Consider the following 13,806-nt stretch of genomic DNA (forward strand, 5'->3'; position numbering starts at 1 on the left):
ATCAAATGTAAAGTCTTTTCGTAAGAAAAAAATAATATAATATGAATAAAAAGAAAGATAACGTAGCTTTTGACGGAATATTCTGGATACGAGGTGTGGGAAACAACAATGCTTCCAAACGTTTTGTCGGGAAGCATTGTTTTCAATGTTGGTAAATATTGGATGGAACGGTGTGTTATTTATATTGCTCCCAGTTCAATTGCTTGTTTATCAAAGGCAACTGGTGTTGCTGCGCATAATCGTTTCTAACCTTCTTCACATCATTCCACCATTGATCCAGCGGATAATGCAATTCACGGTAAATCAGATAGCTAAGGTCCGTAGTGCGTACCGGCTGGTGGTCTTTGATGTCATCCACCTGATGCAGAAACTTGCGTCCATTGGCTTCCATAACCAGCGGTTGCCATTCTTTATACCACGTTTTTGTAACCAGAGCAAGCGTGCTGTCGCGCTGGGTTTTTAGCTTGCTGACCATTTCCATAGCCGCATCTAACTTTTTAATGGCTTGTACAGGATTGCTGGCCGCCGAAGCTTGTTGCAGCAAATCCGTAACTTTATTTAAGGCAACCAACATGCGCAAATTCTGGCCGCAAATCGCCGCAACCGATTCCAGCACTTCTAGATTGTAAAGCTGCGATCCCGCGCGCGATTTGTTTTCTTGTATCAATTTACGCGCATTTGCATTGCGTGGCAGCATGGATTGGGCAGTTGCAAGTCGTTCATGATTAACAGGATAGGTCTTGTTTGTAATCGCAAGCGAGCCGTTTGCTGGCACCGGCAGGAGGGGTAATGTCTGGTCTCTTTCAGGCTGTAAGAACAAGCTGTCTGAATTCCCTTTGATCATCGGCCGCCAGGGCGATGCGATCCAGTCCCAGCTTTCTGTATGGAACTCCGCCTGTTCGCTGAGGATGTGGTAAACGCTGTCCATATCCTTTTGTGCGGGTCCGTAAAATGCATTCATAAATCGCGCCGAGGCATCCGCAGGAGTCAGGTTTTTGCTGTTCCATCCAGCCGCCGTTGCCGTGGCATAACCCAACCAGAATGTTTCAGGATGCAGTCCGGCATCCGCCCAGCCCGCAATCACCACGCCTGCAAATGAAGACAGATTTTCAGTGAAAGCCGTATTAATTTCCTTCATCATATCCGCCACCCGGCCGGATGAGCGGTCACTTCCGTCGGCCATGACGGCAGTCTTGGTATGCAGCGGGTAGTAATTTGGGAAAATAGGCTCAGCGCCCTGCGTGGCCGTATAAACGAACTGCCTGATCCCATGCTTTTTGTATTCCGCTGCAATTGCATTATTGTAAACGCCGTTCACAATGTGTGAGGGCAATGCGGTAATGTCCTCTTTCCGCAAAGGAAATTCACCCCAAAACAAAACCGTGCGGCCCTGCTCATGCAACCTGTCCGCCAGTTTCTTGATAAACCAAGCCAGTAACCGACCATTTCCGCCCAGACTATCCGCCATCGCCTTCTCCGAAGGCGCTTTGCCCGTGTAATAGGCTTCGTCATTAGAAAGAATAATGTATTTGCTGCCCTTGCTGGCATTGATAAGTTCGCTGAACATGGCGTCCAGCAATTTAAATGTTTCCGGATCAGTCACTGAAAATTGATAATTAATGTCATCAATCAGCCGTAGCTTACGGTATTCAGGATGTTTCAGGATAAACGAAACGTGCGCCGGCGCATCCAGAAATGGCACAAGATCAACAAAATGTGCATTTGCGAAATCTGCGATCTCTTGATATTCAGCGGGAGACAACGCAAAAGGTTCAACTATCGCGGGAGCCGATTTGTAATTAAAATGTCCTTCCAGTTTGATCGAAAAAGCATTGATCTTATAAGTTGAGGCTTGCTTGATGATCCGCTTCAAAGCACTCATTTTTTCCAAATGGTGCGCATCATCCCAATAAATCATCCGCACATCCACATTAGGCCAGTCCGTAATCTCACCCTCCGGAACCCGCATTTTAGGCGCCTGCGACCTTAAAAGCTGCAAAAAAGTTTGAACACCGTAATACAAACCCTGCGAAGCGTTGGCTGTAATGGTAATGCCTTCCGGCTTCAAATTCAATCGATATGCCTGTCGCGCCAGCGCTGTCCGGTTTGTATCCACACTCGCGCCAATTTCGACAGATCCTTTCTGAATCACCAGCCGGATGGCGGGTGAAGTACCAGCGGCGCTGCCAGCAGTAACGGAAAGGGAAAGGCCGGCTTCCTTTAATCCCTCTTGCAAGGTCTTCGTGGTCTGCTCTTTGGCAAGCGTCGGATCGGCTACAATTTTCCAATTTTTGCTGATTGTGAACAACTTTTCAGTCAGTTCCAGTTGCTGCGGAAGTGGGAGCAGGGCTGAGCTAGGATTGATTTTTTTTAAGATTGTTGGCTGTGAGGTTTTGGTTTGCGCATTTGTTTGAGATAATGCAAGAGAAAGGCAACAAGCCAAAAATAAATTCCTGGATAGAAATTTGATCCTATAAAGATGCGGGTTGCAAGACCTTAGCCACCAGTCAGTTACTTGTAATTGAGTGATGAATGTTTGTACTTTCTGAAAGCATGTAAGGTTATTCAAGGCTGGAAAATTTAGTGGTTAGGAACAGGTTTATAAAAGGTGCGACAAAGTAAGATTAAACATGCCGCGTTGCTGCTTCAACATAAGTGATAGCTAGCTGCAATTAAAATAAAAAAATAAGGAAACGAAAGTTATTGATTTACTATTTACAGGATTTGTTGAAATTGGTTGAATTTGAACGCAATCGCGGCGTAGACAGCACGAGCGCAAAGTTTAGAAACAGCAAAGGCAACCAGCATCATGCTGATTGCCTTTCTACATTTAAGAAAGACCAAACCGAAATTACTCCTTCAAAATCCGGTAAGCCGTCTTCTTATCTCCCTGCATCACCTCGATCACGTAGATTCCCGAGGGTAGCTTGCTAATGTCAAGGCGTTCTTCAAGATTTTTCGCCTGCAATTTTTTCATGCTGCGCCCGGAAATATTAAACAGCTCAATGCTGCGCGGGACGGATTGGCTAAATTCCAGGATAAGGATATCTTGTGTTGGATTTGGAAAAATGCGAACGTTTTGTGTCGATGCAGGTTCGGTTGGGCCGGTGATTACTTCAACGCGCACTGTGCCTGGGATGCCGATATCGCCGCTGCCGCAAGCATTGTTTACGGCAATGATCCGGTAGATCTGACCTGGGGCAGCGTTGAAAAGTTCAAGGTCGTAGGAAGGTTTGTTGGTTTGAATCGTTTGGGCCATGAATTCTGTTCCATACCGGAATGTCCAGGGTGCGCCTCCTTCCAATAGCACTTGCACGTGCGGCGGATTGGAACCATCGAAAACAACCGATTCAGTTGAAAAACGTGCTTTTGATTTTTTTGCGACTGTGTACACATCTTTAAATGCACTGCTGCTTGTGCCCGCATCCGAGGCCACAACCCTGACCCGATAAAGGCGACCGTCGGGTGTGCTGAGTGGGACAGTTGCTTTCAGCGGGCTTGTGCTGCCGCTGGTTTGAATGTCAGTAAAATTGCGGCCGGTCGAATCGGAGATTTGTACTGTGAACTTGTTGCCGGTTGTGAAAGTCCCTTTCAGTTCATAAAGAACGGATATTTCGCTGCCTGCACAAATACCTCCGCCTTGCGGGGTAAATACATTGGTAACAGAAACGCTTCGGGCCGAAACAGGGTTCACTTCTACAATCGCTGACCCGCTGCCCACACCTGTGCTGCAACTATTGCGAATGGAAGCAATAGTGTAAGTCGTGGTTTGCTTGGGACTTACGCGAATGTACGACAGGTCGCCTCGTCCGCCATAAATGTCACTTTTGGTGCCGTCGGATAGCGTTACTTGGGCAGACATGGCGCTTTCAGTCGTAATTTGGGCCATAATATAGGTTTCTTCGCCGCTGTTGATGGTTGTATTCCCGCTTAGTATTGCGCTGGGTTTGCGTAAAAAGCCAAGATTCAGCGTGGCCGATAAGCTGTATTTTCTTACCACAACCCTTATTTCAAACCTGTTATCCGGGAATGTTTCCGGCATTTTTACCAAACGCGTTCCGGACAGCGTTTTGGTGGAATCGAGCACCGTGGCCTGATTGGTTGCAAGGTTTACAAGCTCAAAACGAATATAATCGTCGGAAATATCAGCGTCACCCACCAATGCATACGTAACCGGCGCAGTGCTTCCTTCACAAACATTCATTGCGTTGTTAGAGGCCTGCAAACCCGGATTTACCTTTGCCGTCACCGAACCCAAAGCTGTGCCGTAGCCGCAAAAGTTATAAATCGATTTTACAAAAAACTTGCCTCCCTTCATCGGGTTTAAACTCCTGATTTCCTCGGCATTGGAATAAGCATACCTTGAATTATCTTCATAAACCACCCACCAGAATGCACCGCCGGTCAGGGAAACTTTAATGTTTGTATTCTCTCCCGGATTAAGCACAAGAGGTTCGGAATCAGCGCCGGAACCCAGTTGAGCAGTAGGAGCAGTCCCGATCAGGATGTTTTGCGAGGGCGAAACCACACCGTCAGAGGACAGCACGCGAAGCCTGTAATAGCCCGCTTCAATGGCGGCGGGTATTTTGCCAGTCAGAATCCTTGCGGTTTCTGTGGAAGCGATGGTCGTGTATGCAAACGAGCCATCGTCTTTTGCGATTTGCAGGGAAAACGTAGCTGGTTTGGACATGGCATCTGCCACACCAAAAGGGATTGAAATAGGGCCACCCATGCAGTAACGGCCTTCGTTGCCCGTTGGCTCGATGGTGATCCGGTAAGGGACCGCGTAAATGTAGGTTTTCAGGTCAAGTGGCACCGTTCCACACACGTTACTGACAGATTTGATCACATATTCATTGACCTTTCCTGCCACCAGTTTAATGGGAATGGAGGTTCCCTGGTCGCTCGTATTCAAATACACCTTATTTTCACCATTTTCTGTAAACTCCACACGTGAAGCGACACCCTTGTCGGCAGGTAGATAGAGCGTCTCAAAAGGATAATAGGGCATAGACTCGTAAGGATTTTCCTTCGTGGCTTCTATGGCTAAACGATTGTTTTCCGGGAGCAGCTGAATGCCGAAAGTGCGGGTTTCGCTGAACATGATCGGCGAGGTGGAGGCAACGCGGATAACAGCTCCGTTATTGAAAGAATTGGCAGAAACTTTCACTTTGTATTTCCCCTGATTTGAAACGGTTGCAATGGTTTTATAATCGCAACAATCCGTTATTAACTGGATTTCAAACTGATTTCCAGCATTGAAATTTCCGAATTTTTCAAAATTAACTTCCAGACTATCCCCCGAGCAGACCGGACCTTTGAGCGGTTCCAGGGCAATTGCCGGTTCGGTTCCTGAACCTGTAATGCGGTATGACCTGGCGGTCAGGTTTTCATTTTTAAAACAACCGTTGGATATCGATTTGACCCGAAACTCCCGGTTTTCTTTGAGATAAAAAATGTAGCTGTGCGTTCCGTCGCCTTCCAGATTGATCTTTTCACCTTCGGGCATTTCCACAACGTAAGGTCCGCCTCCGCGGGCAATGTATGAGAAGTTTACACTGGAAGGTGTAGCGTAATTATAGATATTGTAATCAACAGGCAGCAGGGTCGGCATCGTTTGGATATCTATCCATCCCGAAGGTGGAGATTCCATCGAAGGGTTGGCTGTAATGATTTTGGACGTCGTGCCGTAGAAACCACTTAGGCGATTCGGGGCATCAAAAAACAGCTGATCTCCCGAACGGGTTGCTGGAATGCGGATCTTATTTGCATCATTGTAGACGTCCGTCAATTCAATCCAGAATTGTGTTGCCGGTGTTAATTCAGCATTGGAAACGTATTTTACAGACGCTTTCGAGCCCGCGCAGAAGGACTGTTTTTTATTCACGTCAGCAAACCGGATGCCTGGATTCACGTTGATCTCTAACACACTATTTCCGATGGAAGCCGCATTGCCACAGCCCGTTGTCAGGGACTTAATGGTGTATGCAGTCGTTTTGTCTGGCCCCAAATTCACCTGGGCAGGTCCCTGATTGGGAGAAGTCAGCGTTGTTCCGTCGCTCAGTGTGAGCGTGAACGGAGGCAGACCGGTCAGGTTAATATTGATTCCCGTAAAATCGCCGATTCTGATCGTCTGACTAGCGGAGTTGAAGCTGGCAGACGGTTTTGTACGGACCACGAACCTGTTGGACTGAGAAGCAACAGCATTATCCGTGACAACTTGTGCAACAAACTCCTGAGCATATTGAACATTGAAGTTTTCAGGGAAACGGGCGACCAAAAAACCGTCCTTTAATTGTGCCGGGACATCAACGGACTTGGGTTTGGCATCATTGGAGTTGACATCGGAGAAACGGATTTTGTATTTGGTTTGAGCAGGTAAGGCAGAGCCGGACACCGAAAACCCAATGATCAATTCAGCACCTTCACAGGCAAGCTGCGGATTGACGGCCAATGTTTTAATCGAAGTTTTGTTCACAACAGGCTTAACCGAGCCCGAGATTTGCATGGCACCACATTCATTTTCAGCATGCACAATCCTAAGTGGGCCATCCTGCACGATCATAACGTCCTTAAAAAAATCAAATTTGCCGTAAGTAAGGAGCTGTATCCGGGAGCTGTCGTTGAGCGTAGCCCAGCCATAGGAAGTGGACGAGCCTGAAATTCGCACGCGGTAATCATCATATAGATTTACCGAATCAGAAAACGCCGCCTGGCTCAGTGCCACATTTCCCTTGCTGTACACCACCAAAGTGCTTTGAAGCCACGGCGTCTCGGTTTTGGGAGAGGAAGTGAGGATCCGCAGGTATACATTGGGATTGTCGTAAAGTCGGGCATCGGTGAATTTCAGTTCCAGCACATCACCAGCCAGCGTCGCGGGAAGCTCCGCTATCACCTGACCAGTTTGTGCAGAACGCACCTGGACTTTAAACTGGTTACCCAGATCAAACCGCCCGGAAATGACGACGGGAAGCTGATATGGCGCATCCACGCAAGCCCTTCCGGGCATCATTTGCGTGTTAATCTCGATGGAAGGCGTTTGAGCGCAGATTTTTGCAAGAAAAAGAAAACAGAAAGAAACAGAAAGTAAAAATTCACGCATGCAGGATAGAGGATAAATGTCTATCCAAAAATAATAAATGTAACCTGATGGTAACGTACGGTGTAGAAACATTTTGTGATGTTTCTGAGAAATTCTGGTTTAATAATGTGTGTCAATCTATGCGTGAATACCACTAATGTTTCTTTTCCTAAAGTTTTATCCCAAAATGCAAGGAGTCTGTATTGAGAACCTTGATAAAGTCTCCGAAATTCCCAAATGTCATCAGTCCCCCTAAGCAATAATCACCTCCACATTATGCTGTTTCAGCATCTTCAAATCCGCCTCGTCAATCTTGTCATCTGTAACCACCTTATCAATCTTATCAAAGCCACAGATAAAGGCCAATCCCGACTTCTTGAATTTGGATGAATCCGTAACCACGATTACTTCTTCGGCGATGTCGATCATGATTTGGTTGAGGTAGGCTTCCTCCATATAATGGGTGAAAAAGCCGGTGTTGGATTTTATGCCGTCGATCCCCAGGAAAAGTTTGTTGCAGTATAGTTGTTTGAAATTGCGCTCGGCCATGGGGCCGACGAGCGACATGGAGAATTCTTTCAGATAGCCGCCCGGCATGTAAACTTGCAGGTTTTCGTATTGGGCGAGGTTATTGACAATGTCCAGCGCGTTGCTGATCACGGTCAGGTTTTTGAATTTTTCGAGGTTGTTTGATATTTCAAAAGTCGTGGTGCCCGAATCCAGTATAATGCTGTCGTCTTCATTGATCAGCGACACGGCTTTTTTGCCGATTGCGCGCTTTGTATCGTGATTGATCTTCCGTTTTTCAGTGACTGTCAGGGCAATGTTGTTCGTTTTAAAAGCCCCGCCGTGCGCCCTCACGAGCAGGTTACTGTTTTCCAGCTTATCCAGATCATTGCGGATAGTGACTTCACTTACTTCCAGCATTTCACTCAAATCATTCACATTCACTTCGCCCAACTCATCAAGTTTTTGCAATATAAGCGAACGGCGCTGTGCAGTCTTTTTCATGGTATCAATCCTTTGATTCTGTTATTGTTATTGCTTCAATTGTCTTTTGCGTCCGAACCGCTGGCGGTCACACCAGGCTGTAAAGGTAGCAACATCCGGGGAAATGCTTTTGTAAAAACCAGAACTAACGGTTTCTTACGACCAACGGATTTTCCGCTTCGTCCTGATGCGCAAAGGCCCGGTGCACTTCAATGATCTTTTCGATGCGTTCGAGAATCAGCGCCATCATTTCTTTCGGGAATGACGCCTCCACAATGATCAGTTTCAGGTCCGCGTCTTGTGTATTGAAAACCTGCATATAAGTAACCTCAAACCGGCTCTTGCCAAAAACCTGCAAAATCCTGCTCAAAACATTATTGGTGTCGCTGGCATAGACCGATATCCGGCTCGAAACGGCAAACTGATTTTCCATCTCAACTATCTTTTGACTTTCACGGTAAAAGAAACCCGCTTTGTTTCGTGAATAAACGAATGTGCGCCATGGCTGTCGCGGCGTGTGTTGCCGGTTTTCGGATATTCATAAATGCCATAAAAAGCGATTTCATGCCCGTCTGGACAATCGGGTTTGATCTGAACTTGCGAAGTCAAACGCTGCGCACCCGACCAGTCGGCGCGGGCCAGGAAAAGCATGCGCCGGTTTTCCATGTCCACGTAAAGATCTTCCGTATAAAGTTGCAGACCAAAATCATGCAGCGAATCCAGGTCGGATTTTGTGAAAATGCTGATCCACTCACCCGGATTGGCGATTCCATTGCCATTTCCTTCTCCCAGGCGCGTTTTTTCTTCCACTTCCAGGTTAACCGTTTGTCCATCAGCTATTTTGAAATTAGTAAGTTTTTTTTCTGGCGAATAAAATGGCACTTCGAGTAAAAACTGATCTTTTTTGCCATGATAAGTCAGTACTAATTTCAACTTAGCGCGGTCCAGACTTGCATTTCGTGCGCGTATTTTGAAAGCCGTTTTTTCATACAATGTTCCCTGGGCGATTTTTCCAATGGTGATAGCCGGGTCAATTACTTCCACTTCTTCGTTCTGCGCAATCAGCTCGATGCGTATGGAATCGACGGCAGTTCCACCTTTGTTGAATAACAATGGACTTAATGAGACAATGTCTGCAATGCCCGGCATTTTGCGATCCAGCGTGTAAGTGGCCATGGTAATGTGGGCGGGATCACCATTTTGATAAAATCCAATGTTGCTGTCTTGTCCGGTTCCTTCATATTGGATTCGCCCCTTTTTGTCGCTGCGCACATTAGAGCGGGAGATTTTGCGGGTAGGCACATCCAGGCGGATTAATTCGTAGTTTTTGTTCGGAGTGTAAATGCTATCAGTCTCAATTTTGATTGAAACATTTGGCACCGATGGTCCGTCGGGCAGCCATTTCTTGGTTTGAAAACTGAATCCTTCCTTGCGAACATTATCCAGCAAAGTAAAGCCGGGCACATTTCGGTTGGTGGAAACATCGTAATTCCAGACAGAAAAGTTGGGATAAACATCGATATGGTGCCATTTTTCTGGTTTGGCAAGCGGCATCCGGAAATATTTCATGTGAAAATCAAATTGTCCTTTGATATTAACCGCATTATGAAAGCCCCTGAAGTAGCCGATGCCGTAATGCCAGCTTTCGTAATTCAGTTCAAGTGTTTGGTAAGCGTCGTCAATCTCCCGATCATGCTGCCGCAAAAAATCCTTGCTGCCCAAATGCATGCGAATGGGCAAACCCACAAAGTTGCGGCCCATTTCTTTAAACGGCGTGTAAATCTGCAAAGCTTTCGGCCCGACTGTGAAAGAGGCGGACGGACAAAAAAACGAAGCGCTCGAAAGCAAATGCGGATATTTGGAAGCAACCAGCATGGACATAAACCCGCCCATACTCAACCCGGAAACTGCCCGGCCTTCACGATAAGCCCTGGTGCGATAATGTTTATCCACGTATTGCACAAATTCCGGGAAGTAATCCACAAACTGTCTGTCTTCCTTCACCGGTGCAATGTCGTACGGACGCGGATATTGCGCTGGCACATAACCGTCCCATTTGGCAATAATTACGTCATTATCAGTCACGTAGCTCGCAAAATTATCCAGCGAATCGGGCCCGGTGCGTTCATGATTCCCGTTAAATTCATCATAATAACGCGCCTCACCGGAACGTGAAACCTCACCCTCAGCTGGCCCATTAAAACGCCCGGCGTTGCCATGAAAATAGTAAATCACAGGATAACGCCGCTCCGGATGCACGTAATAATCAGGCGGCAGGATCAGGCGAATGTTCCGGTTTTCCTTGAAAACCTGGCTATAATGCAGCTTGTCTTCAATAATGGCCTTTCGCTGTGACGGCTGCGCGTAAACGTTTAGCGATACTATTAATAGCAGAGCCAGTAACCATGTCCGAGCTTGGTCAAGTTTGCGTTTTGTATAAAAATCATAAAATAGATAAGTCTGATTCATAATGCAGCATTAATCTTCCTTTTTCCGAGTTTCCGCCAGATCGAGAATTTTAAAAAATAGGGTTGTCAAATTGTATCGCTTATCGGCTGTTAAATCCTGTTTAAGCTTTTCGGCGCGGGCTTGGTCATTCTGGGTTTTGGCTAAAATCCACTGCACTTCCGGCGCATCCGAGCCGTCTGTAATTTCCCAATTGCGCAGCGAATCCTGTTCTGCCTTCCAGGTTTCGAGGAATTTGGAAGCCTGTTCCGGTTTGCCGGCATCGCGCAGTAACTTCACACCAAAATAATTACCAAGCACATTGCGGTTGCTTTCTTTGCTTGCATTGAGCGTGTAATCGGCAATTTCTTTTGCATATTCAGTCGCTTTTTGAGCATGACCGAGCTGCGTTTCGCAGTAAGCTGCAAGATAATCCATCAAACGTGTGTCGGGTTCATGTGGTTTGCCCGTGCCCAGGTTCTCGGGCCATAAGCGGGCTTTTTCTAGTGCTTTTAATGCATCGTTGTATTTTTTGTTTTCTGCTAAATTAAAGGCATTTGCCAGGTTAGAAAGGACAAACACGTTATGTCCCTCGCGCGCACCTTCCTGCGGCAGGATTTGGATCTTGTTTAACACTTGCAAGCACGCCGCAAATTTACCGGCGTCCAGCAGCGACTTGGCATAATCGATTCCTATGACAGGACTGTCAGGAAATTGTTTATATGCTGTTTGAGCCTTAAAAAGCGCTTTTTCGTATATTTTTTGACCGTTAAAAAATTCAGTCAGATAATGCCAGGTGCGCCATTCTTTGGGATTAAGCTGATTGGCTTTTACGAAATCCAATTGCGCCTGAGTCGCATCTTTTTGGAAAAGAAGGCCTCTCGCAATATAAAAAGGTGCATAATCCGGCTCATTTTTACAGGCTGCAAACTGCGTTTTGGCATTTTCTTTATCACCGATGTGCCAGTAAATCAATCCCAGATAATAACGGTTTTTCCAGGACGGCTGCTGTGTTTCTGCCCATGTCAAAACAGGAATACTTTCTAACCGAAAAGGAAAGACCAGCTCAGGTGACATGGCAATTGCATTTTGCAAATGTTTACGGCTTTCTCCCGGCGCCGCATCCCGGTTAAGATATGCAAGCCAGTAGGAAACAGTAGGGTAGGCGGGCGCTAATGCGAGTACTTGCTTTGTTTCCTGATTTTGGCCCTGATTTACATAATCCATAGCCAGTTCCAAATACGTTTCATGCGGCAACTCGTTGCGGATTGCGTTTTGGAAAAGGGCCTGGTTTTCTTTGGTTGGTTGAAGCAAATATTGTTCAAAATGTGCATAGTGGCTCAGCGGGTCAATTTCCAGCAAATCTTTCCAAACCTGCGTAGCTTGCTCAGCTTTGTTCAGTTTCCGGAGTGCAGTGCCTAGCCATTGATAGGCAGTCAGATTATTGCGGTTAAAGTCCAGTGCTTTCCGGGCGTCGGATTCAGCTTTCTCAAAGTCCTGCTTTTGTAATGCAATGCCTGCCAGCTGCGCGTAGGCGCCGGATTTGTATTCCATTGTCCAGGTTGCGACGGACAATGCTTCTTCTGCTTTGGTCAGATCTCCAAGTTTCCGGTAAAGTGCACCGTATAAGTAATTTGCACCGCCATTGTAAGTGTTTTCAGCCAAAACTTTTCTGGCAAAATCCAGCCCTTGTGCATATTGACCATTGCGATAATGATATTCAGCCAGCCGGATCAATGCGCCGCTGTGGGTGGGTTCTTTCTTAATACATTCAAGATAACGTAAATGCGCGCCTTCAAAGTTACGCATTGCATTTTCATCTTCTCCCAACCCAAAAAGGCGTTCAGCTGAATGAAAATCCTGTTTATTGGCGGAAACAACAGGTCGGTCCAAAACCTTTTCTGACTTCGTGGAATACACAAGGCGATCATTTCCAATGCTTACCCGAAGCTGTTCAGACTGAGATTTCAACAAAGGAATCGTTTTGACATAAACCTCCATAGGTTTTAGTTGAAGCGGGGCTTGATAAATGAATTGCCCGGCTGCCGTCACTTTGAGTGTATCCTGAATTGTAGAAATCGGATTAATAATGATTTTCAGACTATCGCCGCCCGCCACCACATTGAGCGTTCCATAAGGTGAGGCATCGACCATTCCGCCAGCCGCTTTGACGGGAAACCAGTATTCCGTTTTCGTTTCAGCATAAAAAGGCCCCAAATTTTTCTGATTAAATGGACTATGAAACCCACTTCGCTCCGCGGCCTGATTGAATGTTACACCTGACTGTGCTTCAATGTATTGTCCGTCGGTATCGGTAAGCAAATCTTCCCAAATCGCACCTTCCCTTGCACGCGACCAGATCCACAATTTCTTACCCGGCGCATCCGAATAAGGAGCCCAATGACCGAAACCAAAATTTTTGTTATGCCAATATCCGCCAAACCAGCTCGTATGCGTGCCCATGACGTGGTAAGACTTATCCCCGCCAGCATTGACATTTTTGTAATAAGACAGATCCACGCCATTCTGATCAATAGGCCAGGGACTTGCCAGTCCGTCGTGCCCGATGTGGTGCGTTCCCGGGAAAAAGAATTGCATATCGTCCGATGCCCGGAAGGCAGCATTCTCCCACGAAAGATAGGAATCGTGCAGGGGCAGGGGATTATACCAAAGGCTTTGCGTCTCGAAATAGGCTTTGTCCTTGGGCAAGACAATTTTGACGCGCCATTGTGTGCGTGAAGCCAGGTCAATGCCGCCGACCACACAGGTTACGCTTCCGTCCGGATTATCCAACATGACATAATCTACCGGCGCGGCTGCCCAGGGCGCGTGGCCAAGGTCCAGCCCGAAATTATGCTCAATGCCACCGCTCGTCCATGGGCCGCGGATGCCGATGGCGCGGAATTTCATAACGTGATTGGTGTAGACAAACTCTTCACCAGTCGATTTTTCAGTTGCGCCCATGACTTTCCCGCCGACTTCGGGCAGTACCTGCACTTTAATGTAGGGATTTTCCAGCTCGACTACTTTCCAATTTTTGGTCGTGCTTTTGTTGGTATAACCGTCGAAAACGTAATAAGGATAAAATGGCGAAACTTTCTTGCTGATTCCCATCACCGGCACCCGGTTTGGATCAGAATAAGGATAGGTTTTGAATGCCTGCACCTTTTCCGCAACGCTGGCCTTTTGTGCTTTTAATGCAGGCGATGACACCAGCAATGCCAGAATAAATCGGGTTATTCTGGCATTAGACGGCAACATTGAAAAAGTGGAGAAGGCAATCACGTAGC

Annotated in this window: 6 protein-coding genes; all 6 read right to left on the bottom strand. The window is 46.8% G+C overall.

Features of this window, described 5'->3' with window-relative positions; genetic code table 11:
• Nucleotides 1-175 precede the first annotated feature (175 nt).
• The 6 genes from B5X68_RS07835 to B5X68_RS07865 all read right to left on the bottom strand — a co-directional run bounded on the left by B5X68_RS07835 (nt 176) and on the right by B5X68_RS07865 (nt 13,801).
• On the bottom strand, nt 176-2,569 hold the full coding sequence (locus B5X68_RS07835) for a beta-N-acetylhexosaminidase (protein WP_229208330.1): 2,394 nt from the start codon (nt 2,567-2,569) through the stop codon (nt 176-178).
• Nucleotides 2,570-2,851: 282 nt separating this feature from the next.
• Entirely contained in the window at nt 2,852-7,102 is a 4,251-nt protein-coding gene (locus tag B5X68_RS07840; RefSeq protein ID WP_170916601.1) for a T9SS type A sorting domain-containing protein, read from the bottom strand.
• Between the two features lie 231 nt (nt 7,103-7,333).
• Nucleotides 7,334-8,092, bottom strand: coding sequence for a transcriptional repressor AgaR (agaR, locus tag B5X68_RS07850; protein ID WP_082214159.1), 759 nt, complete (start codon nt 8,090-8,092; stop codon nt 7,334-7,336).
• 124 nt (nt 8,093-8,216) lie between these two features.
• Nucleotides 8,217-8,504, bottom strand: a complete 288-nt coding sequence (locus tag B5X68_RS07855) for an ACT domain-containing protein (protein WP_082214160.1) — start codon at nt 8,502-8,504, stop codon at nt 8,217-8,219.
• 5 nt (nt 8,505-8,509) lie between these two features.
• The gene (locus tag B5X68_RS07860; protein WP_082214161.1) at nt 8,510-10,540 is read right to left on the bottom strand and encodes an alpha/beta hydrolase; all 2,031 of its coding nucleotides are present in this window, start codon (nt 10,538-10,540) and stop codon (nt 8,510-8,512) included.
• Between the two features lie 9 nt (nt 10,541-10,549).
• A complete protein-coding gene (locus B5X68_RS07865; RefSeq protein ID WP_170916602.1) occupies nt 10,550-13,801 on the bottom strand; it encodes a DUF5107 domain-containing protein in 3,252 nt (1,083 codons plus the stop codon).
• Nucleotides 13,802-13,806: the final 5 nt, after the last annotated feature.

This window comes from Dyadobacter psychrophilus, assembly GCF_900167945.1.
GTDB classification, from domain to species: domain Bacteria; phylum Bacteroidota; class Bacteroidia; order Cytophagales; family Spirosomataceae; genus Dyadobacter; species Dyadobacter psychrophilus.